The organism is Tessaracoccus defluvii (assembly GCF_014489575.1).
Classification (GTDB): Bacteria; Actinomycetota; Actinomycetes; order Propionibacteriales; family Propionibacteriaceae; genus Arachnia; species Arachnia defluvii.
In genome coordinates this window covers 2,573,292-2,598,970 of the sequence record NZ_CP060789.1, presented here as the reverse complement: position 1 = coordinate 2,598,970, position 25,679 = coordinate 2,573,292, and the positions used below count along the sequence as shown (strand labels likewise).

General features: G+C 63.8%; 22 protein-coding genes and 2 pseudogenes. 9 read left to right on the top strand and 15 right to left on the bottom strand.

Annotated features, from left to right (window positions below; translation table 11 throughout):
• Window positions 1-56 precede the first annotated feature (56 nt).
• From H9L22_RS12370 to H9L22_RS12345, 6 genes are all read left to right on the top strand, one after another.
• Window positions 57-1,169, top strand: a complete 1,113-nt coding sequence (locus H9L22_RS12370; RefSeq protein WP_187720197.1) for a glycosyltransferase — start codon at window positions 57-59, stop codon at window positions 1,167-1,169.
• Window positions 1,153-2,334 (top strand): glycosyltransferase, encoded by a 1,182-nt coding sequence (locus H9L22_RS12365; protein ID WP_187720196.1) that lies wholly within the window; start codon window positions 1,153-1,155, stop codon window positions 2,332-2,334. Before H9L22_RS12370 ends, H9L22_RS12365 begins: the two co-directional genes overlap by 17 nt.
• A gap of 122 nt (window positions 2,335-2,456) precedes the next feature.
• Window positions 2,457-3,515: a glycosyltransferase family 4 protein gene (locus H9L22_RS12360; protein ID WP_187720195.1), complete on the top strand. Its 1,059-nt coding sequence runs from the start codon at window positions 2,457-2,459 to the stop codon at window positions 3,513-3,515.
• A gap of 698 nt (window positions 3,516-4,213) precedes the next feature.
• Window positions 4,214-4,540 (top strand): hypothetical protein, encoded by a 327-nt coding sequence (locus tag H9L22_RS12355; RefSeq protein ID WP_187720194.1) that lies wholly within the window; start codon window positions 4,214-4,216, stop codon window positions 4,538-4,540.
• A gap of 4 nt (window positions 4,541-4,544) precedes the next feature.
• On the top strand, window positions 4,545-5,942 hold the full coding sequence (locus H9L22_RS12350) for an oligosaccharide flippase family protein (RefSeq protein WP_187720193.1): 1,398 nt from the start codon (window positions 4,545-4,547) through the stop codon (window positions 5,940-5,942).
• 82 nt (window positions 5,943-6,024) lie between these two features.
• The gene (locus H9L22_RS12345) at window positions 6,025-7,290 is read left to right on the top strand and encodes an O-antigen ligase family protein (protein ID WP_187720192.1); all 1,266 of its coding nucleotides are present in this window, start codon (window positions 6,025-6,027) and stop codon (window positions 7,288-7,290) included.
• A 39-nt stretch (window positions 7,291-7,329) separates the two neighbouring features.
• On the opposite strand, the pseudogene H9L22_RS12340 reads toward H9L22_RS12345, so the two are convergent.
• The 15 genes and pseudogenes from H9L22_RS12340 to lepB all read right to left on the bottom strand — a co-directional run.
• A pseudogene (locus tag H9L22_RS12340) lies at window positions 7,330-7,578 on the bottom strand (IS3 family transposase); the annotation flags it as partial.
• A gap of 39 nt (window positions 7,579-7,617) precedes the next feature.
• Window positions 7,618-7,923 (bottom strand): transposase, encoded by a 306-nt coding sequence (locus tag H9L22_RS20485; protein WP_406707788.1) that lies wholly within the window; start codon window positions 7,921-7,923, stop codon window positions 7,618-7,620.
• A gap of 61 nt (window positions 7,924-7,984) precedes the next feature.
• A pseudogene (locus H9L22_RS20480) lies at window positions 7,985-8,242 on the bottom strand (transposase); the annotation flags it as partial.
• 188 nt (window positions 8,243-8,430) lie between these two features.
• Window positions 8,431-9,183 (bottom strand): ATP-binding protein, encoded by a 753-nt coding sequence (locus H9L22_RS12330; protein WP_187720191.1) that lies wholly within the window; start codon window positions 9,181-9,183, stop codon window positions 8,431-8,433.
• Window positions 9,180-10,733 (bottom strand): IS21 family transposase, encoded by a 1,554-nt coding sequence (gene istA, locus H9L22_RS12325; RefSeq protein WP_187720190.1) that lies wholly within the window; start codon window positions 10,731-10,733, stop codon window positions 9,180-9,182. The genes H9L22_RS12330 and istA overlap by 4 nt, the downstream gene beginning before the upstream one ends.
• A gap of 449 nt (window positions 10,734-11,182) precedes the next feature.
• Window positions 11,183-12,649, bottom strand: a complete 1,467-nt coding sequence (gene ltrA / locus H9L22_RS12320; protein ID WP_187720189.1) for a group II intron reverse transcriptase/maturase — start codon at window positions 12,647-12,649, stop codon at window positions 11,183-11,185.
• A 680-nt stretch (window positions 12,650-13,329) separates the two neighbouring features.
• Complete coding sequence (locus H9L22_RS12315) at window positions 13,330-13,779, bottom strand: transposase family protein (RefSeq protein WP_187720188.1); 450 nt, start codon at window positions 13,777-13,779, stop codon at window positions 13,330-13,332.
• Window positions 13,780-14,075: 296 nt separating this feature from the next.
• A complete protein-coding gene (locus tag H9L22_RS12310; RefSeq protein WP_187720187.1) occupies window positions 14,076-15,323 on the bottom strand; it encodes a glycosyltransferase family 4 protein in 1,248 nt (415 codons plus the stop codon).
• Between the two features lies 1 nt (window position 15,324).
• Entirely contained in the window at window positions 15,325-16,230 is a 906-nt protein-coding gene (locus H9L22_RS12305) for an MraY family glycosyltransferase (protein ID WP_226966312.1), read from the bottom strand.
• A gap of 245 nt (window positions 16,231-16,475) precedes the next feature.
• Complete coding sequence (locus tag H9L22_RS12300; protein ID WP_226965831.1) at window positions 16,476-18,182, bottom strand: nucleoside-diphosphate sugar epimerase/dehydratase; 1,707 nt, start codon at window positions 18,180-18,182, stop codon at window positions 16,476-16,478.
• A 300-nt stretch (window positions 18,183-18,482) separates the two neighbouring features.
• Window positions 18,483-19,964 (bottom strand): polysaccharide biosynthesis tyrosine autokinase, encoded by a 1,482-nt coding sequence (locus H9L22_RS12295; protein WP_187720184.1) that lies wholly within the window; start codon window positions 19,962-19,964, stop codon window positions 18,483-18,485.
• Window positions 19,965-20,630, bottom strand: a complete 666-nt coding sequence (locus H9L22_RS12290; RefSeq protein ID WP_187720183.1) for an arsenate reductase/protein-tyrosine-phosphatase family protein — start codon at window positions 20,628-20,630, stop codon at window positions 19,965-19,967.
• The gene (locus tag H9L22_RS12285) at window positions 20,627-20,890 is read right to left on the bottom strand and encodes a hypothetical protein (RefSeq protein ID WP_187720182.1); all 264 of its coding nucleotides are present in this window, start codon (window positions 20,888-20,890) and stop codon (window positions 20,627-20,629) included. The genes H9L22_RS12290 and H9L22_RS12285 overlap by 4 nt, the downstream gene beginning before the upstream one ends.
• Window positions 20,887-21,702 carry a hypothetical protein gene (locus tag H9L22_RS12280; RefSeq protein WP_187720181.1) on the bottom strand — a complete coding sequence of 272 codons (816 nt, stop codon included), beginning with the start codon at window positions 21,700-21,702 and terminating at the stop codon, window positions 20,887-20,889. Before H9L22_RS12280 ends, H9L22_RS12285 begins: the two co-directional genes overlap by 4 nt.
• Before the next feature lie 5 nt (window positions 21,703-21,707).
• On the bottom strand, window positions 21,708-22,433 hold the full coding sequence (gene lepB / locus H9L22_RS12275; RefSeq protein ID WP_187720180.1) for a signal peptidase I: 726 nt from the start codon (window positions 22,431-22,433) through the stop codon (window positions 21,708-21,710).
• Between the two features lie 195 nt (window positions 22,434-22,628).
• Here lepB and H9L22_RS12270 point away from each other — a divergent pair, with 195 nt between their 5' ends.
• The 3 genes from H9L22_RS12270 to H9L22_RS12260 all read left to right on the top strand — a co-directional run bounded on the left by H9L22_RS12270 (window position 22,629) and on the right by H9L22_RS12260 (window position 25,645).
• Window positions 22,629-23,555, top strand: a complete 927-nt coding sequence (locus H9L22_RS12270) for a hypothetical protein (protein WP_187720179.1) — start codon at window positions 22,629-22,631, stop codon at window positions 23,553-23,555.
• A 123-nt stretch (window positions 23,556-23,678) separates the two neighbouring features.
• Window positions 23,679-25,097 (top strand): polysaccharide biosynthesis tyrosine autokinase, encoded by a 1,419-nt coding sequence (locus H9L22_RS12265; protein ID WP_187720178.1) that lies wholly within the window; start codon window positions 23,679-23,681, stop codon window positions 25,095-25,097.
• Window positions 25,094-25,645 (top strand): arsenate reductase/protein-tyrosine-phosphatase family protein, encoded by a 552-nt coding sequence (locus H9L22_RS12260; protein WP_187720177.1) that lies wholly within the window; start codon window positions 25,094-25,096, stop codon window positions 25,643-25,645. The genes H9L22_RS12265 and H9L22_RS12260 overlap by 4 nt, the downstream gene beginning before the upstream one ends.
• Window positions 25,646-25,679: the final 34 nt, after the last annotated feature.

Below are 25,679 nucleotides of genomic sequence, written 5' to 3'. Positions count from 1 at the left end.
TCATGGAGCCGGTATTGCTTGACGCGTCAAATCTTCTTGTAGGAGGCGGGGTCCAAGTGGCCGCCTCACTGATTGACGAACTCCTTCTCATGCGCCATGATGGCGACACCGTGCGCGCGCACCCGTGGCTGGAAACACTGTGTATTCAGGCCTCACCAGAAGTGATCGCCAACGTTGTGACAAAGGACCTCGCGCAGATCCAAGTGCCCACACGTCAGAAATGGTGGGCGCGTGAGCGTTGGATAACGCGCGGGAGAAATGAATTTGCTCTGCAATGGACAGTGTTTGGCCCCAGATACGGCTGGAAACGAGCCCCAATCGTCGTAACGGGGATAGCCGACGTAACCTCGGTCTACCACTGGCCCATAGGGGTTCCGAAGGGGCCGATCCGAAACCGGCTCAAGCGCGCCGTCCGTGGACCGATCGCGCGTAAATTGTTCCAGGGAGAGTCGCTGCTAGTTTCTGAGTCAGAGGCGCTTCTGGACGTCTTCTGCCGAAGGACAGGGTACCCGCGAGAGAGAACCAAAACTATTCCGAACGCCGTCAATAGTGCGGTACTTGAAGCAGCTCGCAGGCCGGGAAGAGATCTGAGTTTGGCGCCCCGCCCAATGGGTGTTGATTATCGGTTGGTTTACGTCGCGCGGGGGTATCCTCACAAGAATCATGAGTTCCTAACCCAATTGCATGCCGAATTGTTGCTGCTGGGGGTCTCAGTAGAATTCGTTGTCACTCTCTCGGAAAGTGAGTGGGCGGAACGTACTAGGCAATTCCGAGCAGTTTGCAAGAACGTAGGCGTCATTCCAGTCTCGGCCGTCGCCGATCTGTACTTCCAGTGTGATGCGGTTATTTTCCCAAGCCTCTTGGAATCCTTCTCTGCAACGCCTATTGAGGCAATGGCGACAAACGGGAGGATCTTCGCTTCCGACCGGCCCTTCGTCCGCGAAGTGTGTGGGGACACAGTCACATATATTGATCCACTAAATCCTCAGACGGCCGCCGTCGCAATCGTTGATACAATGCGGGACGCGGAAAAGCTGGAGAGTATGAAGGAAAGAGCCATGGAATTGGCTGGTCGGCAGGTCGATGCTGCAGCGAGGGCGCGAGCCTTTGTCGAAGTGATCTCTGCCATTCTCGATGGAAATGAGAACGAGCGTGCCACAACTCCTTGAGGCGCCCATCGAGAAGAAGCGCGTGCTGATCGTTGCGGAGCACTTATCGCACTATCGGGAGGGTGTCTATCTTGAGCTCCAGCAGCACCCAAATTGGGAAGTAACCTTCGCCGGGGGGGAGGGTGTAAAGGGCGTACAAATCCCAGAAGTTCCCGAGGGTGTTCTAGATCGACATCTGCGTCTGAGTAACCGATGGATCGGCGGACGACTTCTTTGGCAACGAGGGCTAGTTCATCTCTGTCGAACGGGCAAGTTTGATGCGGTCATTTTCGTAGGCAATGCCGCCTTCTTGTCCACCTGGCTAGCGGCTGGTCTCCTTCGACTTGCTGCTGTTCCGGTGGTATTTTGGACGATCGGCTGGCACAAGCCCGACACATCGGTCGCCATCAAGCTTCTTCGTCGAGCCTTCTATGGACTCGCGGATCACTTGATGCTTTACGGTGAGGACGGTTATGAGCTGGCAGCTTCAGCTGGCGTACGACCTGAGGTTATGACAATCATTGGCAATAGTTACTCCAGCTCTGCAATTTGTGAGGGCGGAGACGTGTCGGAGCTGGATATACCTCCCCGAAGTCCTGGTATCTCGTACATCGGAGCAGTTGCGCGATTGACTCCCGAGAAACGATTCGGCCTGTTGATTGAGTCTGCCTCCGTTATGAGGCGTCAGGGAAGAGATCTGAGGATCATTTTGGCTGGTGAAGGATTTGAGGCAGATGCGCTTGTGGCGCAAGCAGAGGAGCTCGGCGTCCCTCTGAGCCTATTGGGGCCGGTTCATGACGAGAAGCTACTCGAACAGGTATACGATCTGTTGTCTTTCACGGTCCTACCCGAACGCGCCGGACTGAGCACAATCCAGAGTCTTCTCCGCGGAACCCCAGTTGTCACTGCGGGTGATCCAAGCTGTCAGGTTCCGGAATTTCGGGCTGTGCGAAATGGTGTCACTGGGTTCCTGTATCAGAGGGGCGACGTGGCATCGTTAGCCGAGGCAATGGAAGACTGCCTTGCGCTCGTTGAGGAAAACCGTGGCGCAGTGGCCGCCCTATGCCGGCAAGAAGCAATGGAGAACTGGTCACCAGAGGCTCACGGGCGAGCGATCCTATCGGTATTAGCGAAACTGACTCGAGGCCGACCGAGCCGACACGGCCTGAAGCGAGGGCTCTGGTGACATCCGCGGGTTCGCACCGGCGGGAGCCGTCTGGTGGCGTTGAAGCTCCTGGGCCCAGCTCGCGTCGTATAGTCGTACTAAACCCACATATGAGAAGCGATTACAGTGGGCCAACCATCCTGATGAACCGGTTGTTCGAGGCTGTTTCGTGCACCCTCGATCATGATGTAGTTGCACTTGGAGTGGAACTGCCGAGGAAACGCGTGGTGGGGATCCGCTATGTGCAACTCGGCACGGTCCTTCCCGTGTCAATCTATGGGCAGATTGTTTGGGTCGTGAATGCGTGGTCATGGTTCATCTGGAACCGGAAGAAAGTCGACCTTGTCCACCTTCAAGGTGCATATCTCTTCAATCTGCTGGCTGCCGCCATTCTCGTCTGTCTGCGAATACCATATGTTCTTCTGCCGATTAATCAGAATGGGGATCTCTCGAAATCGGGAAGGACTATGCGCGTTTGGGCATTCAGAGCTGTCCGGCGAGCGATTGTTAGGCGTGCCTGTGCCGGGTTCGCTCTTTCTGAAGGTATTGCGGACGAACTTGAGGAACAGGGTTTGATGCGTGACCGCATTCGGCGGATCGCGAATCCAGTTTCGCCGGAGTTCTTCCAGGATACGAGCCGCGGTGAGGTGCCGCAGAAGACTCTCGTGTTTGTTGGGTCTCTCGGAGAGCAGAAGCAGCCTATCGCCGTGCTAGAGGCACTAGCCTTCTTAGCGTCGGCCTTTCCGCCGGTGCGTGCAGTCTTTGCGGGCTCGTTTGCGAGCGAGTCATATGAGAGGGAGTTCTTTGAAGCGATGCGCCGGCTTGGAGTCGCGGACCGCGTCGAACTGCTTGGCTTTGTCAGTGATGTCAGTGGCGTCCTTACGGGAACGAGCGGAGTTTTTGTTCTCCCTTCTGTGTCAGAAGGTTCTCCGGGGGCCTTAGGTGAGGCGATGGCGCTTGGTATGGTTCCCGTGGTCACCGACATCGGGGCTATGGGTGATATTGTCAGACAGTCTGGAATCGGGCGAGTCGTGGAAGGTTCGGGAGCATCTATTGCGCGGGCCGTCAGCTCTCTATGGCGGGAGCCCGGAGAGTGGGCCGGAATGGCAGCTGATTCACGTGCGTATGCTCGTTCAAGGTTCTCGCAGGCATCGGTGTGCGAGAGCTATTTGCGGCATCTTGAGATTTGGGGACGAAGATGACAAGCAGTCAACAGGGGGTCTCTGGTTGGCCGTCTGAAGAGGGTGTCCGTGCGGCACTCCATCCTTGGCGCGGGGCGAAGGCGTTTGAGATCGCTCTGCTGGACAGGAAGGGGAGGGCGCTGGGGAATAACGGTGACTTTCTTATGCACCGTGTCTATCGCGCGATCTTCGAAGAATGTGGGATTGAGTACGTCACCGACCCTTCGCACGCTGACATTCTCGTCACGCCGCCTAGCGGTGGCCTGCTCGACTCCTACTCGTGGCCGGGGATTCTGCGGGAGCGACTTGTGGAACTTCCGGATTTGCCACTCGTGATTGCTCCCTCGTCGGCGATGTTTCGCCAGCAGGACCCAGCCCGATTGTTTGGAGTACGCTCGGCGCCTACGACTTGGATGATTCGTGAGTCCAAGTCAATGGAACACCTAGAGACCACTTGGGGGCGGACCTTGCGCGGCGCTGGTGTTACCACAGTCCTCGACCATGATGTCGTTGCGTCTGGGCACATGCGGGCTCGGGCGATCATTCGCGAGACCGCGGTCGGGGTGGAACCCGTAGCGGGTTCCACGCTAGTGGTCGCCCGAATGGATCGTGAAGCCGCGTCTATGGGGGCGGGGCCACCTATCTCTTCTAGACTGAAGCGATTGGCGCTTTCGAGCTTTGAGTCGGCGCCCCCGCTAGTCAAACGCGGGATTTGGAAGGTGTGGACGAAGGATCGTCAGTGGCGAGCCAATATGGATCTCTTGGCGCGCTTGGTTGGCGAGCCTGTCGTTGACGGCTTTTCGCACGGCATGTTCGCCGATGAGGCAAGGGATATCAGCGATCCTCGGATTGCTTCATTCGAGGACTATGCGTGCGCCATTGCAGGTGCTGCCAACGTCGTGACCAACCGATTGCATGTGGCCTTACCGGCCGCTGCGCTAGGCAAACAGGTCTATCTTGTGGAATCCGGATATCACAAGCTATCTGGCGTCTATCAACGGTCGCTACTCTTGGTACCGAACATAAGGCTCGTCCCGCTAAGATGATGAGATGAGCGGGTCTGCCATCCTCAAGAGCGCGGCCTTGGTTTCCCTAGGATCGTTGTTGGTTCAAATAGGGGGACTGGCTGGGCAGTTTGTGTATGCGGTTTGGCTTTCGCCTGTTGATTTCGGTAATTGGGCGACAGCCAGCGCCTCTATGGCGGTTCTGGGTGCCTTGGTGAATGCGGGCGAGGCCAATGCTTACTTGGCGGGCGATCGTCTAGTGGTCCGACGCAGTGCCCTTCGTAGAACTTTTCGGATGAACGCGGCACTCCTCGTGGTGGGGCTCGTCATTGGCTTCGGCTATCTCATGGTGGGTGATGCTACAGTTGCTTTGTTGATTGGCGTCATCGCTCTGGATCTGCCCTTCCAAGGGCGATCTGCAATGTACGTGGCAGAGTTCATAAAGGCTCGGCGACAAGGCCAGCTTATTGTAGCTCAGGTGATAGCTACGCTAGTTCGTGTGTCCGTTGGCATTTGTGTGGCAGCTCTGGTCGGATCTAGTCTCGCTCTGGGGCTAGCAATGCTTGCGAACAGTATCGTAATGGTAGCGGTGGGCTACCTGCTGGGTGTTAAGAGGGGTGAAGGGGGAGGCGAGGCCTTCAGTGAGGCAGGACCGTCGCTTCGGTTTCGTGCACAGTTGGCACTGCATCAGGTCTCCCAGGTTCTGCCGAGTCAAGTCGACTATATGGTGGTGGCCGCTGCGGCTTCCCCGGCGCTTCTTGGTGCCTACTTTGTGTCGTATCAGGCTACGGGCGCCATATCGGGCGTGCTCGCTGGGCCGCTCTCGAAGGCGACGATGAGCGAACTTCAGCGAGTCCCGCCAGCCGAACGTTCGGGAGCCACGTTTCGAGTAGTGCTTATTGTCACATCAGGTATGGGGCTGGTCGCGGCGGCTCTGGGGGTGGTCGTTTCGCAGGGCATGTGGCTATTGCCCGCCAAGTGGGCGGACGTCGGTATGCCCCTGACTGTGCTCCTCGCATCCCTTCCGGCGCGATTCATGACGCCTCTGTCAGAAGCATTAAACATGGTTAGGAGCCGGTGGCGGCGGAGTACCGGGATCAACGTGATCGATACCGCGGGTACCGCTCTGGCCAGTCTTGTCGCGTTGTCCGGGAATATCGTCTACCTCGCAATAGCCATTACCGTCTGGAAACTTGTGTTCGGAATGGCGCGTGTTTTGGTCGCCTTGGAGGGGCTCCGCAGGCCTGCCTTGGGCGGCATAGTGCTACCCGCTCTGCTCGGTGTTCTCGGTACGGTTTTCAGTGTCTTGAGGTTTGGAGAGTTGCACTGGGGCATTGCCCTGGGGATTGGGATCATTCATCTCTGTCAATTGACACTTGTTCTTGTTGCGGGACGCGAGCGTCGGCTTTTGTCTGACAAGACGGCGGAGCATAGCGGTCAATGATGGTTGATCTCCATAGACTCACGGCTAAGGTGGATGCGCATGGTTGGGCCGTGCGTGGGTGTGGCGTGAAGGGGTGCCGAGAGTGACTGAGGTCCGAGGTGCGATGTTTGTGCCGGCTATTTGCGTGATCGTGGCGCTACGGCCTGAGATCTTCTTTTCTGTTCTTGGGGTGCTGGGATTGAGCTACGAAGGATCTGACTCAAGCCCGGTGTATCAGGTGTTTCTGATCGTTCTAGCGGGCGTAATGGTGGTGGTCTATGTTCAAATGCTGTCTCGACTGAAGGCGGTTCCTCTTCGGCTTCTGCTGTTGTTGGTCATGCCCCTGATTCTCGCGAGTGTGTACGCCTTTGATTCGGCGACCGGGCGCACCGAGGTCGTGAGTCAACTCTCCTTTCGAATGGCGATAGTGTTCGCGTATCCATCTGTTCTCGCCGGGGCGGTTTGCGCTCAGGAACGTGTACGCGAGAAACTCGGGGGTTGGCTGGGTGCCTTGATATGGGTTCTGAGTGCGGCTGTGATCTCGTCTTCATACGGATATCTTGTGGGTGAGAGTGAAGACCGGGGTCTGGGAGGAGCTTCTTATCAGACAGCTGGGTACATTGGCGCTTTGGCGTTCAACCTGAATTTGGCTTGTTTGCTTCACGGAAGAGTGTTATCGATGCCAGTGTGGATGACGCGAAAGTGGTATAGGATTGCCGCGTTGGTGTTGCTTCCCGTTCAGGTGTTTGGGGTCCTGCTCACAGGAGCCCGTGGTGCTACTGTCGCGATGATTGTTGGGCTGGTGGTTCTAGGTGGCCTCGCGATGCATGCCAGGTCGAAAGGGGGTGTTGGGCGATTCTTCCTTGTTTTGGCTGTCCTTCTCTCGGTTGGGGGTGTCGGGTTGAGTCGTTTGAGCTCCGTTCCTACCGCTGGACGGGTCCTGGAGCGTGTATTCGCGTATATAGGAGATTCGGGAGTCGACTGGGAGGGGACCTCCGGGCGGGGAGACGTTTACGGTTCGGCTTTTGAGGCAATTGATGAGTCGCCATTCTTTGGATACGGCTTGTTCAGCTGGGGTTCAGAGAGTTATCCGCACAACTTGTTTCTGGAGCTCATGCTCAATGGTGGAGTGCTCTACCTTGGGGTGTCCGTGCTAATTATTGGTGTGCTCATGGTGAAGTTGCTCCGAAGCCCCTTTGAGAACGTGGTGGTCATTGCTTTTGCCATCTATCCGTTGGTGATGCTTCAATTCAGCGGTTCATATTGGACCGCGGGGTCTTTCTGGTTCGTCCTGGGGTATGCGCTAGTAGTGGGCGTCCAGGGTGTGAGGGGCGTGGAGCCTTCTAGGGCGGATGGGTCCGGAGTGTGAGTCTGAGGGGACTGGTGCACGTCTTGGTGACAGGTTGGGTTAGGCGGCTTGGAGGGCCGTTGTGGTCATGATGGTCTCGTATTCGATGGGGATCAACCGGGCGAGTCGTGGTTGTCTGCGTCGGCGGTGGTAGGGGCGCTCGATCCATGTGATGATCGCCAGCCTGAGCTCTTGTCGGGTGGCCCAGCGCCGTCGGTTCAGGACGTTCTTCTGCAGCAGGGCGAAGAACGATTCCATGGCGGCGTTGTCGCCGGCGGAGCCGACCTGGCCCATCGACCCGGCTAGATCACGGTGTCGGATTGCGGGCTCTTCGGACTTGAGCGTGGGCTAGGTGCGTAGGCCGCTGCCGATGAGGAGCATTCTGAGGCGGTAGTTGTCTGGGTTGCGGAACCCTCTGGCGGTACGGCGGGCGAGTTTGAGCATTCTGAGTCGGTTGTTGTCTGGGCTGCGGAACCCTCTGGCGGTACGGCGGGCGAGTTTGATCAGGTCGTTGATGCTCTCGGTACCGCCGTTGTTGGCTCCCGCGGTCGTGAAGTAGCCCAGGAACGCTTCGCGTCTCTGGTTCAGGGGCCGGCCCAGGCGGGCGATCTCCGGGATCGGACAAGTCGGGAACGATGCGAGGATCTTCAGCAACCCTGCGGCCGTCGGCGTGGTCCGACTGGTGATAGACCGATCGGAGCTGTTGAGCGCAGTGCCAGGCGATCTCGACTTCAACGTGACGCTCATCAGCGGCGAACGCCGCGGGAAGACGGGTGTTCTGCCGCTCGGTGAGGTGTTCACGGCCGGAGCGCAGAATGTTGCGGATCCGGTACAGCGGGTCGTTCTTGCGTCCTCGGTGGCCGTGGATGTCTTGTTGGACCCGGCGGCGGACCTCGTCGACCGCGGCGGTGCCGAGCTTGACAACGTGGAACGCGTCGAGGACCGCGACGGCGTCTTCGAGTTGGTCGTCGATGGCGTTCTTGTAGCCATGGAATGGGTCCAGGGGGTGGCGATCTCGATGCCTTTGCGGAACGTGTAGCCGCGGTTGAGTATTTGACGCTGTGGGAGCCGGTGGTTCGTGCGGTCCAGCGCCGGGGTTGGTGCGGGTGAGCGCCGGTGGTGACGTGGCTGGGAGCCACCACCGGCGCTGACCCTGCGGGGTTAGGTCTGCGCGGCGGTGTGCTCGCGCATGTTGTAGGTGCCGGTCTCGATCCAGAGGGTGTTGTGGACGATGCGGTCCATGATGGCGTCGGCGTGGACGCCGGCGCCGAGGCGCTGGTGCCAGTCCTTCTGCTGATACTGGGTGCAGAATACCGTTGAGGTTTCGCCATAGCGGCGTTCCATCAGTTCCAGCAGCATCCCTCGCATCGATTCGGTGGGACGATCCAGAAGCCATTCATCGATCACCAGCAGCGTGAAGGCAGCGTACTTGCGGAGGAACTTCCCGGCTCCACCGGTCTGTTCCTGGGCCGCGGTCCAGGCCTCCTCGAGGTCGGGCATCCGGATGTAATGGGCCCGGATCCGGTGTTCGCAGGCCCGTTTCGCCAGCGCGCATCCCAGATACGACTTCCCGGATCCGGTGAAGCCTTGGAACACGACGTTCTGCTGGCGGGTGACGAACTGGCAGGAGCCCAGATGGGACAGCAGGCTGCGGTCCAGCCCTCGTTCCTCAAGCAGGTCGATCCGGCGCAGGTCAGCGTTCGGGTAACGCAAACCGGCGCGTCGGATCAGGCCGGTGACCTTGGAGTGGGTGAACGACGAGTAGGCCTCATCGACAGCCATCCGGAGCCTGTCCTCGAACGCCAACCCGGCCGAGACCACTGGGTCTTGGGTGTCGATCGCAGTCAGCAGGTCGGTGGCGTTCATCTCCCGCAGCTTGCGTTTGGTCTCGATGTCCAGCAGCGAGGCGCTCATCGGGTCCCTCCGGCGTAGTAGTCGCTGCCGCGGACATAGCCGCCAACCTCGTCGGCGGTCTCGACGCTCTGACCGGTCTTGTCCTGCCCGGTGTCCAGGATCGGTCTCAGATGGGCGTAGCGGATGTTGCGCACCGGTCCCCGCAGCGCCAACTGGCAAGCTGCCTCCACCCGGGCCGGGGAGAATCGTCTGGTCAGGCGCAGGATCGCCAACGCAGGGTCATGGGCCTGTTCGTCGACCTGGACCGACTCGAAGACCCGGTCGGTCACCGTCTTGGTGGCTGGCCCCACCCTGGCCGCCCAGGCGTCGATGCGTGTCCTGTCCCACGGTTGCCAACCCCGACCCTCGGGCAAGTCAGCATCGTTGGTGCGGTACTTGTTCGAGGTGTTTGAGGGCAGCAGCAAGTGACTGGCCAGGCGTTCATCGCCGCGGTAAATCTCGATCATGGACTGCGTGATCCGCAGGTCGACCTTCGCCCCAATATGGGCGAACGGGACCGAGTAGTAGTTCTTCGACCAGACGACATGGCCGTTGCGGCCCACCTTGCGGCCATAGACCCACTGGCTGATCTCGAACGGCGCCGCCGGCAACGTCCCGAGCAGCGGCCGTTCCTCGGATGCGAAGACGCTGCGGCGGGACCCTTCCCGCTTCTGGAACGGTGTGGTGTTGTAGGCATCCACGCGTTCCCGGATCCGGGCCTGCAACCCGGACAAGGTGGTGAACGTCTCGCTCCGCAGCCCCGCGATCACCCACGTCGCCACGTGCGCGACGGTGTTCTCGACACTGGGTTTGTCCTTTGGGTGCCTGACACGGCCCGGCAGCACCGCGGCCGAGTAGTGCCCTGCCAGCTCCCGGTAGGCGTCATTGAGGACGACCTCCCCCTCACGGGGATGGGAGATCACACCGGTCTTCAAGTTGTCCGGCACGATCCTGGGGACCGTGCCGCCGAAGAACTCGAACATCGCCACGTGCGCCCGCAACCACGACTCCTGCCGCATATCCAACGAGGCGTGCACGAACGCGAACCTGCTGAACGGCAGACACGCCACGAACAAATACACCTTCGACACCTCGCCGGTGGTCGGATCCAGCAGCTCCATCGTCGGCCCTGACCAGTCGACCTCGACGCTGCGGCCAGCCTTGTGACCCACCCTCGACGAAGCACCCAGGACGGCCGCGTAGTCGGCATACAACCGGCAGAACCGGTCGTAACTCATCACCGGCTGCCGGTCCCGCACCGCCGCGTCCTGATACTCCTGATGAAGCAGCCGAAGCGTCACCCCGACCCGGGCGAGTTCCCGATGCACCCGCCCCCAGTCAGGCTGGGCGAAGACGCTCTCCCGGACACCGCGGCCCGGGAACAACACCTCGTAGACCTGCCCGTCAGACATGCCCTCCGCCCGATCCCAGCCCAGCCCGGCCTCCTCGGCAGCGTCGATGACCGCCTGCACGCTGTGCCTGGACATGCCCTGCCCGGCAGCAATCGCTCTGCCCGACAACCCTTGCGAACGAAGCTGCAACACCAACTTCGCCTTGATCCTGCGTACCATTACCGGTACTCCTTCCCGCCCACGTGGCCCTCACATAGGCGGGAAGGAGCCTAGAAGCAGGTGGCGCTCAACCACACCAACCCCGGCGCTCAACCACACGATTCGGCACCCGGGCCGGTGGCGCTCAACCGCACCACACCCGGCCCCCAGGACCGCCAATACTCACGGTCACGCAGCCACGAGGTGTAGGCCTCACCGGAGCGGCCCGGGACCAGGTCCTCCGAGCCTGGCCCGGACGTGTCCGTCCTTGTCGCGGGTGAGATCGACCATTCCGGTGAACTCCTTCGGCCCGCGTCCGCCCTGGTCGACGGGCTTGGTGGTGACGTGATGCCAGTTGGGTCGGCCTGGGGCGCGGTGTCGGGATTGCTCCCGGTCCGTTTCCCCAGGCCGCCCGCCGAACCGGACGTGCGATTCTCACCGCATCCGGCTCTCCATGAGAGAGGGCTGGTTCAGCTGGTGGTGACAGCTGGCCGGTCCCAGGGGGTAGGGATCTGGTAGCCGCGATAGCGGTACCTGGTCACCGGGACGCTGGCGGCGCCGGTGAACCTCTTCCCGTTGTGAGCGAGGCGCCAGGTTCCGGGCAGGCAGTACCTGCGGCGGAGTTCCGGCCATCCGAGTCGGCGGTGCTTCTTGCGTAGCCATGCCGTGATCCGCTCCCACGTGTAGGAGTCGATCGCGGCGAAGGTCGCTTTGGCCACCGCATACCGGAAGTAGTTCGCCCATCCCCGCAGCACCCGCCCGAGATAGTCCATGAGGTATCCCGGGTCCTGGTGCAGGGTGTTCCTGTAGGTCATGGTCTTCACCCGCCGTCTGATCGAGGCGATCGCCTTCTTCGCGGGCAGGGTGTAGACGTACCACTTGTTGCTGCCTCGTCTCCGCATCCGTCGGATGTGGAAACCGAGGAAGTCGAACCCGTGGTCGATGTGGACCACGCGGGTCTTCTCCGGAGACAGACGCAACCCCATCGGGGCCAGCACGTCTGCCACCTCGTGACGCAACTGCTCGGCGTGTTCCTGCTGACCCTTCACGACGATGACGAAGTCATCGGCGTAACGGATCAGCCGATAAGACGCTTTGCCGTGGTCACGGCGCCAGGCCCGCTTACCGGCCGTGCCCATCTCATGGTCCCAGCGGCGAGCGAACTCGTCATCGAGGACTGATAGGGCGATGTTGGCCAGCAGCGGGGACAAGATCCCGCCCTGTGGGGTGCCGGTGATCGTCCCCTCGGTCGTGCCCACCATGGTGAGCACGCCTGCTTTCAGGAACGCCTTGACCAGCGCGAGCACCCGCTTGTCACCGATCCTGCACCGGAGCCGGTCCATCAAGGCGGTGTGGTCGATCATGTCGAAACACGCCTCAATGTCGGCCTCCAACACCCACTCATACGATTTGCTCGCGAAGTGGTGGATCTCGGCGACCGCGTCCTGCGCGCGCCGGTTAGGTCTGAACCCATAAGAGCACGACTTGAAGTCGGCCTCGAAAATGGGTTCCAGCACCAGCTTCAAAGCAGCCTGCACCACCCGGTCGGTCACGGTCGGGATGCCCAACTTGCGCAGCTTTCCGCTGGCCTTGGGGATCATCACCTGCCGCACCGGCACCGGCCTGAACTCTCCAGCCCTCAACTGGGCCCGAAGGTCACGCAGGAACTCCTCCACCCCGACCCCGGAACTGATCCGTGCCACGGTGACACGGTCCACCCCGGGAGTCTTGGATCCCTTGTTCCCGGCGACGCGTTCCCACGCCATCGTCAAGAACGCCGGATCACACACAAGGTTCCACAGGTCATCGAACCGGCGACCACGATCGGTGGCCGCCCAACCATGCAGCTTGGTCTGCATCCTCCGTACCGCCAGATAGGACCGAGCATCGCTGGGCCACCCGGCGGCGCCGACATTCACCGGCGCGTCTTCGGACATTACATTCACCTTCCTCTGCTTTCTCTCACTGCCGCCCTTCCCCATGTGACCGGCTTTCCCGGCCTCGGAGTACTACGACGGCTCCGCCCCACCCGCACCCTTCGGCTGGCAACGCCCCTATCCCCAGACATGGGGAGCGCGATGCGGATGGTTCCCACGTTCGCTGTTGTTCGGTCGACAGGCGAGGTGTCCGGCTTTACCCCTGCGGCATCGTCGTGGCTACGCCGTAGACCTTCACCACGACCTGCCGGACCCGACACATACCACCGTTCCGACAGTTCCCCACCCGCCACGACCGTCAACGACGGCCCCGACAAGCGGTTACGCACCGCTAACCAGCCCAGATCCACCGGGTTAGAGCTGGGCGACGATCAAGAGGCTTTACGACACCGGTTCCTCTCGTACACCTTCCCGTCTTGCTCACCAGACACGGCCCATCCGGTAGTACTGGACCGTCCTGACTTTGTCACGGCTGCTCCCACCCACCCCAGGCGTTCCCCCAGGACAGGCTGCCGTCAGCTTTACCTGGCCGCTACGACGGCCAACCAATGCAGGTCTCCCACCTCCATCCGATACAACAGCGCCTCGTGGCGCACGATGTGTTCGTCGACGCCCAGTGAGGTGACACCGGCGAAGCGGGTCTCGTCGTCGGCGGCGGTTTCAAGGATCGGCTTGACCGCTCACCACAGGGTCCTCCAAGTGCAGCCGAGTTGCCGGGCCATCCCCTGGACCGAGGCCTTCTCCCGCCGCATCTGCACGATTGCCCACGACGTCGCCCGCGCGGTGAGCAACGCTCTGGGTGGCGCGACGTCGGGGTCTTGTTCCATGAACGAGGTCACCGGACACGATGGTTCGGGACACAGCCAGCGTCGTTTCCGCCACCACAGCTTCACCGGCGCGGTGAAGCACGGCGCGTCGATCAGCTCCACCCTCTGCCGGCCATGCGCATGCGCGATGACCCCGCAGGCGGGGCAGCCCATCACCTCCTGCCGGACGGATTCGACCTCGACCCGGAGCCCCGCGTCGTCGCGATGGACCCCGACCACGTGGAGCCCCGGCAACCCGACCAGAAGATCGCAGCGCTGGCAGTAGCCGCCGCCGGCACGGCAGCAGGAAGTAGAATCGGGCATCGTTGAGGTCCTTGAAGATCAGGTGGTGTGGTAACCCCGATTCTTGAGGGCCTCGACGCCCATCACCCCACCGACACGCCCGCCATCGGATCCACGCTCACCCCTCGCTCAGGTACGAAGAGCCTCGTTATCGAGTTCGCGGCACGTTGGTTGGATGTCACCTATCCGTGCAGCAGTCCCGAGTCTCCTCGAAACCGGAGAATTCAGACCCCGTCTGCACCCTCGATTGTGAAGAGCCGCTTGGACTCTCACAATCCAGGGGTGTAGGTAGCGCCACCCGCAATTGGGAGATCCGGTTAGCTGCACCCCGGTGACATGAGTGCGCCAGATATTTTCGCGGCGGCGGTTTCGGCCGAAAGCGCAGTCTGGTAGTAGTGCTTCCCGGTCTCGCCGAGAGCCGCCCGCTGTTCGGGCCGCAGATTGGCGATCTTGGAGATTGCTTCGGCGAGTTCGGTTGCATCGCCGGGAGCCGAAACCTCGCCGGCGCCTGCGTCCCGAATGAGTGCGGCCCCATCACCCTCGATCTGAGCCACAATCGGAGTGCCTGTGGCGAGGATGGTCGGGATCTTGCTGGGGGTAGTGTAGCGGAGGAAGTCGTTAGCTGCGAGACTCACGAGTTGAGCGTCTGAGCGCGCCATGAGGTGGGGGATCTCAGCCTGAGGTACGCGGCCGGTGAAGGTAACGTTTCGAAGCCCGAGCGCCTGAACTCTGCTCTCGAGCCTAGTGCGAGCGATCCCGTCGCCGACGAGGGTGATCTGGATGTCTTCCCGGCCGTTGAGCAGCTGTGCCGCATCAATGAGGGTGTCGAGGCCTTGTACGTCGCCCATGGAGCCGGCGTACATGAACTCGACTGGGCTGGAGGCAGGTTTGTCGACTTGAAGGTCCTTTCGCAACTCGGACACGGGGCCATACAGTGCCTCATTGGTCGGGTTGGGGACGTACGCAATCTGGTCAGGCGAGATCTTTGGGTTCCTGCTGAGAATGAGTTCTCGCACGCCAGGTGAGATCACGCCGATCACCGCGGATCGATTCTCCATCAGCCTGACGACAGCTGCCACGAGCCGTGTGGCAGCAGTCCCGAATCGTCCGCCGGGGAACATGCCGCTCTCGATGAGGGAGTCGGGCCAGAGGTCCTGGATGTGGAGGAAGACAGGGGTACGGCCGAAACGTGAGTGAAGGAGTTGCGGCAGGGCGACCGAGGCTGGGGAGTTGTACACCCAGATGGCGTCTGAGCCTCGCAGCGCTCCAGCGCCGAGTGTGGCGGCTGAGAGAGCGAAACTTGCGTAGTTGGCGAACCGTCCCATGGCCGATCTGCTGTGGTTGGGGTAGAGCGGGACGCGAGTGACGGCCACCCCGTCCATGTGCTCAGTCATCCTCGGACGCATCCGATAGCCGGGGTAGAGCTCGCCCTCGGGGTAGTTGGGGAAACCTGTTAGGACTTGTACATCATGGCCCTGGCGTACGAACTCGCGGGCGTAGACACCTGGGAGTCCTGCTGGGCCGGCCTCTGGGTCGAACCACTGGGTGAGCATGCCGAGTTTCACTTCATGACCCTTCGTCGGTCCGCCGGGGGACCGTCTCGCGGTGGCTTGGTGCGGTGTCGGGCGGGAGGAGTGCGGGTTCCGCAGCCTCAGTGCGCTTGGTTCGCCGGGCCACGCGCGCTGCCCCAAGGCGGGGGAGCGCCAGATACACGACGATGGCAGCTGTGATGACGAGAGCCCCGGAAAGCTCCGAGACTGCGCCGGCGGCGACTGCGAGTCCGCTGAGGCTGCACACAACGGTGAGCAGCGTTACCAAGGCCGACACCGCCATGTGGGAGAGCCCCAGGTCCGTTAGCCGCTGATAGGTGTGAGTTCGGTGAGAGTGGAGTATTGGCTCGCCACGCAGCGCGCGCCTTACGAGGGTCGTCATCGTGTCTGCCACGTAGATGGCCATTGGGGCAACAATGGCCATGACCGGGAGCCCTGTCGCCATTGCAGTGATTGCGATTGCGGCCACTGCCCCGCCGAGCAGGTAACTACCGACATCTCCGAGGAACATTCCTGGTCGGATCAGGTTCCAGGGAAGGAAGGTGATGAAGCAGGTTGCCAAGAGGAGCCCGCTGATGACCATCCAGTCTGTGGATGACATCCATCCCAAGGCGGTGAAGGAAAGCCCAGTGGCGAGCCCGTGGAGGCTTGAGATTCCGTTGACGCCATCCATGAAGTTCGCGATGTTCACGTAGGCGGCAAAACACAGCGCACCGAGCGGAATCCACATCCAGTAGAAACCGATGCTGATCGAGAGAACTGTCAGGAGCGCAGCTCCAGCTGCACATTGGCCCGCCGCGCGAACGAGAACAGGGAGCCCTCTGAGGTCCTCGACGAGTCCAAGGAGCCCCGTCGCTGCTGCGATTGCACAGACCAGTAGGAGCGGGCTGGCTTCGGCGGCGCCGGTGAGGAGCGTCGGCACATCGGTCAAGGAGCCTTCGGGTTCGGCACCGGGGCCGAGCGCGAAGATCGCTACGACGCAGCCCAGAGTGAGGCCGGCCAGCGGGGCTAAACCGCCGCCCCGCAGCGTTGGCCGGGAGTGTGATGACCTGTGATTGGGCACGTCTTGGACGCCGAAGCGACGGAGGAAGGGGCGGAGGATGAGAGGCGCTGCAACGGCGACTAGGCCAGCCAGGACCACGGCACCCCAAACAGAAGTCAGCATTGCTATTCCCGCCCTCCAATCAGTGAAGCCTCTGCCAAACGCACATGCTCGATGGTCAACTGGGTGCGGGGCGGGGCGACTGCAGAATCGAGTGGTGACCGGCCATCTTCTTCTGTGGGGGCGGCCGGCACAAGCTCAGGATCGAGGGGCGGAACCTGCACCTCGCTGATCAGAGGGTGTTCGCTCGGCTCGCCAGCCTCGGCGCCGCTGAAGAGCACCTCGTGCATCTTCTCGCCGTGGCGGAGCCCCGTGAAGTGGATCTCGATGTCCTTCTTCGACTCGGCGATCATCCGCTTGGCCACGTCGAGGATCTTGACCGGCTCTCCCATGTCGAGGACCAGCACGTCGCCGGGGCGACCGATGGCGCCCGACTGGAGGACAAGCTCACACGCCTCGGGGATGGTCATGAAGTAGCGGGTCACATCCGGGTGGGTCACTGTGACAGGCCCGCCCTTCTCGATCTGGCTGCGGAAGGAGATGAGCACCGAGCCGCGGGATCCGAGGACGTTGCCGAAGCGGACCGACAGGTACGGAATCCCGTATTGCATCGCGTACCAGGCGGTCAGCCGCTCAGCGAGGCGCTTGGTGCGGCCGAGGACGCTGGTGGCGGCAGCTGCCTTGTCAGTGGAGATGTTGACGAAGCGCTCGACGCCCACCGCGTGGGCCGCGGCCAGCACGTTGCGGGTGCCGAGCACGTTGGTCTTCCACCCCTCGAGCGGGAACCGCTCCAGCATCGGCAGGTGCTTCAGCGCGGCGGCGTGGAAGACGACGTCGGGGCGATGGGTCTCGAACACCTCGCGCAGCGCCTCCTCGTCACGGATGTCGCACAGCACCATGTCGTCTGTGTCGAGGAGACCGTTGCCGTAGAGGGCGAGCTGGACGCCGTGGAGGGCCGACTCGTCGCGATCGAGAAGCACGAGCTTCGACGGGCCGAGGCGGTGTGCCTGGACGGCCAGCTCGGAGCCGATCGAGCCGCCGGCACCGGTGACGAGCACCGTCTTGCCCGTGATGTAGTCGGCGATCGCCGAGAGGTCGGTCTTGATGGGCCGACGGCCCAGGAGGTCCGCCACATTCAGCTTGCGGAGCGACCCCATCGTGACCTGGCCGCCGACCATCTCGCGCAGCGGCGGGATCACCATGAGTTCGATGCCGTTGTCGGAGCACTCGTCGCTCAGGTGCTGGATCAGCGAGGTGGAGGCAGACGAGATGGCGAGGATGACCACCTCTGCGTGGTGTTCCTTGGCGATCTTGACCAGCTCATCGCCAGACCCCAGCACCCGGTGGCCGTTGATCCGGAGATTCCTCTTGCCCTTCGCATCGTCGACGAACCCCACGATGCGGTAAGGGGGCTCCTCGGCGAGAGCGAGAAGCTGAGCCACCTGGTAGCCCGCGTTGCCGGCGCCGTACACGAGGGCGGGGATGGCGCCGTCGCGGGAGGCCCGCGAGCGCGAGTCGATCAGCGTGCGGAACAGGAACCTGCCCGTCGCCATGAGTACCAGGGCCAGGGGAGGCAGGATGATCGCGACGCCGCGCGGAAAACTGGGCGAAAAAACAGAAAACACGAGCCCGACGACCAACGCGATCGCGACCACGAGCATGCCCAGCCACGACGCCTCGGCGAAGCTGCCGATGCGGCTGCGGCCGAGGTAGAACTGGGTGAATATGCCGGCCAGCACCTGCAGGGCGACCGCTATCGCGGTGTAGGCCAAAGTGGCCCCCCATTGGGCATCACTAAGGTCGAAATTGTACCTGACTAGCAGGAATGCGAGCATTGCCAATACCCAGGCGAGGACATCCCATGCCATGAGCGTGAGGCGGCGCAATGTGGCTGGCAGTCGGTACACCGCGGTGCTGAGAGCGCTCTTTTCCGGTGATGTGGAGGCAATCAAGATCGCGATAGTCCTTCGGCGGGGTTGCGTTTGAAGACAGGATAATCTCAGGCGCTGACAAAAGCCCAACGGGGGTACCCATGTGTCGCGTTTCTGGGGACTGAGGTCGTCGTTCCCTCGCTACCGTCCGCGTCGGGCCGATCCTCGATCAGACCCGGCGCCTGGACGCTGGGGAATCACGGTCACAGGCGCGGCCGCTGAGGGCACCGTCTCCTGGCTGCCGTAGTACGTGCGGTACTCGCTGCTGTAGCCGTAGCTCGCCCGACCCGAGCCCTTCGTCGGCACCCTGTTCATCACGACGCCCAGCGGCTTCGCGTTGACGCGCGACAGGCTCTCCGTCGCGTGTTGCAGGGCATCAATCGTCGTCTTGCCCGTGCCCACCACCAGAAGGGCGCCGTCGGCATGGGCGGCGAGGATCGCGGCGTCCGTCACGGGCGACAGCGGGGGAGCGTCCATGATGACCATGGCGTCGCGGCCGAGGTCGGCGACCAGTTGCAGCATTCGCTGCGAGCCGAGGACCTCGCTGGGGTTCGGCGGGATCCGGCCCGACGTGATGACCCGAAGCATCCCCTCGGGGCCGACGTAGTGGGTGACGTCGTCGACGTCGGCCCGGCCGGCCAGGGCGTCGGTGAGGCCGGCGGCGTTGTCGAGGTTCCAGAGGGCGGCGATGCGGGGCCGGCGGAGATCGGTGTCGATCAGCACCACCGGCTGTCCGGCCTGGGCGAGGACTATGGCCAGGTTGCTGGCGGTGGTCGACTTGCCGCCGCCGGGCTGGGGGCTCGTCATCACGATCGCCTTGGGAGGCTCGTCGATGTTTGTGTACTGCAGGTTCGTGCGCAGCTCCCGGGTGGCCTCGGCGAGGAGCCGCAGGCTGCTCGCGGCCTCGCTGCCGGGCTCCAGGGGGAGCAGTCCGCTGCCCTTCGCCAGTTCTGGGGTCAAGGGCAGCGTGCCGACCACCGACAGCCCCGTCTGCTCCGAGACGGCCTCCGGCGTGCGGATCTTGCGGTCCAGAGCGGTGCGGATCACGGCGTAGCCGGCCGCGAGCAGCAGGCCGAGCAGGGCTCCGATGGCCACGTTCTGCTTCACGTTCGGTGACGAGGGGGCGGTGGGGAGGCGAGCGGAGTCGCCGGGGGTGACTGTGATGCCTCCGGTGGCGGGATCCGGTACGCCCTCGACCTCGCTGATGACCGTGATCATGCCCCGCACCCAGGCCTCGGCGAGGTCACGGGCCTCCTCGGGTGAGGGCGCGTTCGCGGTGACACGGATGATCGTCGTGTCGGTGGGGTTGGTGACCTTCACCCGGGTGACGAGGGATTCGGGGGAGTCGTCGATGCCGAGAACGGTGGCGGCCTCCTCGGCGACGCTGCGCCAGGAACCGATCTCGACGAAAGAGTTCACCTTGCTGCGGGCCAGGCTCTCCGACGAGATGGACGGGCCTGTGTTGCCGGGGGCGGTGACGGTGACGAGGGCGTTGCTGTCGGCGGTGTATACCTTCGGCTGGAGAAGGCTGAAGCCCAGTGCGAGGGCGGAGCCGAGGACGAGGCCGAGGAGAAGGGGGAGCCAGTGGATCCTGAGGAGTCGGAGGTAGTCACGCAGTTCCATTCAGTGCCTCGTCTCTGTTCGGGTGTGGCCCTTCGAGACGCCGCTCGTCCCTCGCGGCTCCTCAGGGAACGCCCTTGTGAGATGCTCGCTCGTTCCTCGCTGCTCCTCAGGGAACTGCGAATCGATGGCCTGGGCCACGGCATCGACCGCTGGGATGATCTGCTCCGCCATTCGGGCGTAGGCCTCAGCGAGGCGGCCGTAGGGGTCCTCTACATCGGGGGTCGCCTCAGCTGCGGGGGCGGGGCGGCGGACCAGCGAACGGGCGTAGTCGCGCAGCGCTGACTTCGCATCCGTGGCGGTACCCGGGGTCGATTCTGGGTTCGCGGCCACCCGCGCCGCGAACTCCGTCAGCGTGAACGTGCGGCGGGCCAAGCTCGGCAGTAGCCGGACCACGGCGCTGCGGTGCTCGGCCGTCATCGCCAACACCAGATCGGCCTCGGCAAGGATCCGCTCGGTCAGGAAGCGGGCGCTGTGATCGAGGTCCGCGATTCCCGCCAGCCGCGCCTGGATGAGGGTCTGGGATGACATGGGCAGGCCGTCCGTGGCGATCGTGCCGGCGCTCTCCACCCGCACGTCGAGCCCGGCGAGCCGCTCACACAGAAGAGCGGCGGCGAACGGGGAGCGGCAGATGTTGCCGCTGCACACCGTCAGGATGGTTGCGGTCATGCTTCCTCCTCGCGCAGGGCCCCTCGGGCCACCAGGTCACTCGCCGCGGCCCGCACCAGCGCCGTCGCGTCCTGCCCCTCCGGCTCGCCGAACAGTTCGACAACCCCTGCCGTCAGCTCCGCCAGCGTGGCGGGGCTGACGGCGAGGGCAGTGAGCGCCTGGGCCAGCGGGCCGAGCCGGAGCAACTCGTCCGGGTAGAGGAGCAGCGCCTCGCCGTCGCGATCCAGCCGATCGGCGGGCTCCACCGTCACGAACCTCATGCGTCCGCTCCCATCAGCTCGCGGAGCAGCGGCCGCAGCGTCTCGGCCTCGGCGTAGCGGATCTCCAGCACCGGGCCCGTCGCCTCGATCAGGGCTCGGAGCCGGTGCAGGCCGCGGTCGAGGGCCGCCAGCGACGACGTCTGCGGGACGAGGCGGACGATCGCGTCGAACAGGTCCAGCTCGTGGGCCTCCGGAGGCCCCACGTGGTCGTCGCTGCGCTCGAGCCACACGATGCGTGCCACGCTTGCTGCTGTTGGGGTGGGGGCGAGGTCGAGGTCGTCGGCGCCCACCTCGCGACGCTCGGCGGTGCCGGGGGTGCGCAGCGACAGCGGCTTCGGGTAGGGGAGGATGCTGCCGTCGGCATCGACGGCCACGGTCTCGTCCGTCAGGTAGCCGAACTCCGCGCCGAGGCGGGAGGTGAGCGTCGTCTTGCCGGTGTGGCTCTCAGCGACGAGCACCACCGCCCGGCCGGTGGCTGGATCGGACAGGGCGCCGGCGTGGAACATCAGCAGCTCGCCCGCCCGCTGTTCGATCAGCGCTAACGTGACACGCTGGGTGATGCGCTCCATGAGGGTGTCGAGATCGTGGCCGGCCAGGTGATCGGCGAAGCGTGAGGGGCTGGAGGCGCCGTCGCCTGCGGTCAGCAGTCCGGCGGTGATGGTCTGGGCGGGATCGTCGTCGGTCAGGGCGCGGGCCCACGCGCTGCGGAGGGCGCCGGCAAGTTCGGCGGCTCGGTCGCCGACCACGTCGATGGCGACCGTCGCGCCCAGCCCGGCCACGGTGACCCGTGGCCCGGTGACCTCTCCCCCCATGGCGGTCATCCTAGGCGGGCCCTTCCAGGCGGCCAGACGACCAGAAGCAGCTCGCCGACGATGTCGTCGCGGTGCACCGTGAGAAGGCACTGCCCGGCATCGGTGGTCTGGCCGCGGCACTGCGCAACGGAGTCCCTCGAGGCGGCACGGTTGTCGCCGAGCACCACGAACTGGTCCTCGGGCACCACGAACTCCGGGAAGCAGCGGGCAGAGGTGGGCGTGGTGCCGCAGTCGAGGACGCCGGGTGTGAAGTCAGGGTTGCTGCCGAGGTAGTCCTCGTCGAGGGGCACGCCGTCGACGACGACGACGCCGTTGAGGCCGCAGCAGGTGACCCTCTGACCTGGGCCGGCGATGATCCGCTTGACCAGCGAGTCGCCGCGCCCGGGTCCGATGCCGACGACCTCACTGACCTGCTTCGCCGCCGACTTCCACCCCGGCTCATCCCGCGCCGGTCGCCAGTCCTCGTCGCCGTCGAAGACGACGATGTCGCCGGTCTGCGGGGCGTCGCTGAGATAGGCGAGTCGGTTCACGAGGATGCGCTCGCCGACGGCGAGCGTGGGGGCCATGGACGCGGACGGCACGGCATAGAGCTTCACGAGGAAGTTCTGCACGAGGACCAGCACCAGCAACAGGAAGAGGGCCTGGACCGCAGGATGGCGGAGCCAGCGGCGCGTGCGCCGGGAGCGTGCAGTCGCGGAATCAACCGGCTCAGGGCTGGTCGGGGCGGTCACAGGGCGCAGCATACGTCGTACCCGCGACGATTTGGGCATCGTGTGGGTGAGTTCCGGGGAGGAAGTCTCGCAAGAGGACCCCGGTTCGTGAGAGCGCGAACTTGTGGTCTAGGGTCGCGGCGAGGGAGACAGTGCGCCGGGGCCGAGACGTCAGGTTGCAGCTGCTTTGGGACGACTATTTCCAGGGGGTAATGGATGACGCACGGATACGAGCAGGTGGATCCTGTGGGTGCGAAGGGTATTTCACGCCGGACGGTTGTGAAGGGTGCTGCTTGGACGGCGCCGGTGGTTGCGGTTGCGGTTGCGGCACCGATGGCTGCGGCGTCGAGCGAGACCACTCCAACATGTGTGGCTGTCCGGGGAGAGATGAGTCCGCTCGAGGCTGGCGTCGTGTTGTACCACGATGGCGCAAATGAGTGTGCCGCCGGTACGACTTCGGATGGCAAGCTGGCGTGGCCGAATACACCGGGCATGAACATCTACTATCCCGGAGGTACGCTTCCGGTCTATACCACGGGTTTCACGCCCGTAATTTTCCATAGCGACACGTCGGTATTCAAGACGCCTCTTGAGGACCCTGCGACAAGCGACGCCATCGCAAAGTGCGTTGCGGGCAAGAATGTCATTGCCACGAGTGTCCACGGGCTCGCAGGCGTGGCTACAGCGTCTGAGGGGTTCCTCTCAATGGACGACCGTGACAACACGGCCGAGGCTTCGGATGCTCCTGTTTCCTTCACCGTCACATACTCAGCCGCTGTTGTTGCGGGTAGCCAGTACACCTTCGTCCTGCCGGTGGAGATGCTCTCCGCGACCAACGGTGAGCAGCTGCTGAAGATCGAGGTCACGACGACTGGCGGGTCGGAAGAACTGAGCCGTCTGAAGTTCGGCCAGGACACGGAGGTCAGCACGGGTGGCATCGAAGGCTACGCGGATTACATAAACCCGTCGAAGGGCGAGAATTCAGTTTCTGTCCGTGTGGAATATGAGATCACGCCCGCTGTGGCTCAGACGATCTTGTTCACCTACACATTCATTTTGCCCAAGTACTCGGTTGGGACGAGGCAGAACGCGGATATCTGGGTGCAGGCGCCGCAGAACAGCCAGGTCTGCACAGTGCGCTAAGCCGCTTGCGGTGTCCTCGCTCACCGCATGCTGGTGGGCGAGGACGCTGCCGCGGTCAGGGGTGGCTGGGGTCGCAGGGCCCCGTTAGGTACAGTGAGCCCGTCGGCCGACTGAAAGATGAGCATGGAACTGTCTGACTGCCTGAGGATCCTGCGCAAGTACTGGCGGAGCATCACCGCCGTCACCCTCGCGGGGATCCTGCTGGCAGCCGTTGCCACCCTCTTCATCAAGCCGACGTACACCTCGGACGCGTCGCTGTTCTTCTCGATCCGCTCGGCCAGCAGCGTCAACGAGCTCAACGCCGGCTCCAACTACGCCGAGAACCAGGTGCAGTCGTTCGCCAAGGTGGCCCGCACCGACATCGTGCTGCAGCCCGTCATCGACGAACTCGGGCTCGACACCACCACCGCCAAGCTGGCCCAGGACATCACCGTCACCATCCCGGCCAAGACGGCGACGCTCGACCTTGCCGTCGAGGCCGACACCCCGGCACAGGCCGCCGAGATCGCAGCCGCCGTCGCGACACGGCTCATCGCCACGGTCGACGAACTGTCGCCCCCTGCGGCTGACGGCACCAAGCCCGTCCTCGCCACCGTCATCAAGCAGCCGAAGGTGCCGGCGACGCCGTCGTCGCCGAACGTGCCGCGCACACTGGCCATCGGCGCGATGCTCGGCCTGCTGCTGGGCGCCGGCCAGGCGCTTCTGCGCGACCTGCTGAACCTCAACATCCGCAGCGAGCGTGACCTGGAGCCGGTGACCGACGTCGCCCTCCTCGGCATCATCCCCGACAGCGGGCCCACGCCCGAAGGACCGCTCGACCTCGCCGCCGACCCCCACGGGCTGCGCGCCGAGGCGTACCGCAGCGTCCGCACCAACCTGCAGTTCCTGGGCCTCGACCAGGGGCACCGCGCGATCGTCGTCACGTCGTCGATCCCGGGTGAGGGGAAGACGATGACGTCGCTGCACATCGCCCACACGCTGGCCGCCTCCGGTGAACGGGTCCTCGTCATCGACGCCGACCTGCGCCGCCCCAAGATCGCCAGCTACCTGAACGTGGAGGGCGCCGTCGGCCTCACCACCGTCCTGATCGGCGACGCGTCGCTGGAGGACGTGGTGCAGCCGCACGGCACCGTCAACCTGGACGTGCTCGCCTCCGGCCCGATCCCGCCGAACCCGGCCGAGCTGCTGGGCCACCCGCGGATGGCCAAGCTGATCGCCGCGGCGTCCGAGCGCTACGACACCGTCATCATCGACTCCCCGCCGCTGCTGCCCGTCACGGACGCCGCGGTGCTGTCGCGGCTGTCGGACGGCATGCTCGTCGTCGTCGGTGCCGGCACCGTCAAGCGGTCGGAGCTGGGTAACGCGCTGGCCAGCCTCGAGCGGGTCGACGCCCGCGTGCTGGGCCTGCTGCTGAACCGGGTCCGCGAACGCGACGCCGACACCTACGGCTACCGCTACACCTATGAGGCCGCGCCGCAGCCGCATCCCGACGCTCCCAGCCGGGGCACCTGGCGCTCCGAGCAGGTCAGCGTCGCCCGATGACGGCGTCGTTCACGATCCTGACGGTCTGCACCGGCAACATCTGCCGCTCGCCAGCCGCCGAACGGCTCCTCGGCGCCGCTCTGTGGCCCGACGTGCGGGTCGTCAGCGCCGGCACCGGAGCTTTGGAGAACCATCCTGTCGAACCGGCCATGGCTGCGCTGATGCTCAACGACGGCATCAGCCCAGCCGGGTTCGCCGCCCGGCAGGTGACCCGCGACGACGTCGCGAACGCCGACCTGATCCTCGCGCTCACCCGCGACCACCGCTCCCGGCTGGTGCGGCTGGTCCCCGCGGCGCTGCGACGCGGTTTCACGCTGCTGGAGTTCGCCCGGATCGTCGCTGCGCCCGAGTTCCCCACCCTCGAGGGGACCGTGGAGGAGCGCCTGCGCGAAGCGGTGTCACAAGCGGGTCGTCGGCGGTCCACGGGCACCGTCATCCACGACGACGACGTGCCGGACCCCTATCGTCGTGGGCAGGAGGCCTTCGATGAGGCCTACGGGCTCATCTCGACGGCCGTGAAGCAGATCGCCACCGCGGTCGGTCGCTGAGCCCCCTACCCACCTCGCAACGACGGGAGCTGTT

Bases quoted from the DNA above. Each gene is read 5' to 3' on its own strand.
- H9L22_RS12360 (WP_187720195.1), top strand. From the start codon at position 2,457: ATGAACCGGTTGTTCGAGGCTGTTTCGTGCACCCTCGATCATGATGTA.
- H9L22_RS12350 (WP_187720193.1), top strand. From the start codon at position 4,545: ATGAGCGGGTCTGCCATCCTCAAGAGCGCGGCCTTGGTTTCCCTAGGA.
- H9L22_RS12330 (WP_187720191.1), bottom strand. From the start codon at position 9,183: ATGAGCGCCTCGCTGCTGGACATCGAGACCAAACGCAAGCTGCGGGAG.
- istA (WP_187720190.1), bottom strand. From the start codon at position 10,733: ATGGTACGCAGGATCAAGGCGAAGTTGGTGTTGCAGCTTCGTTCGCAA.
- ltrA (WP_187720189.1), bottom strand. From the start codon at position 12,649: ATGTCCGAAGACGCGCCGGTGAATGTCGGCGCCGCCGGGTGGCCCAGC.
- H9L22_RS12315 (WP_187720188.1), bottom strand. From the start codon at position 13,779: ATGCCCGATTCTACTTCCTGCTGCCGTGCCGGCGGCGGCTACTGCCAG.
- H9L22_RS12295 (WP_187720184.1), bottom strand. From the start codon at position 19,964: ATGGAACTGCGTGACTACCTCCGACTCCTCAGGATCCACTGGCTCCCC.
- H9L22_RS12290 (WP_187720183.1), bottom strand. From the start codon at position 20,630: ATGACCGCAACCATCCTGACGGTGTGCAGCGGCAACATCTGCCGCTCC.
- H9L22_RS12285 (WP_187720182.1), bottom strand. From the start codon at position 20,890: ATGAGGTTCGTGACGGTGGAGCCCGCCGATCGGCTGGATCGCGACGGC.
- H9L22_RS12280 (WP_187720181.1), bottom strand. From the start codon at position 21,702: ATGGGGGGAGAGGTCACCGGGCCACGGGTCACCGTGGCCGGGCTGGGC.
- H9L22_RS12270 (WP_187720179.1), top strand. From the start codon at position 22,629: ATGACGCACGGATACGAGCAGGTGGATCCTGTGGGTGCGAAGGGTATT.
- H9L22_RS12265 (WP_187720178.1), top strand. From the start codon at position 23,679: ATGGAACTGTCTGACTGCCTGAGGATCCTGCGCAAGTACTGGCGGAGC.
- H9L22_RS12260 (WP_187720177.1), top strand. From the start codon at position 25,094: ATGACGGCGTCGTTCACGATCCTGACGGTCTGCACCGGCAACATCTGC.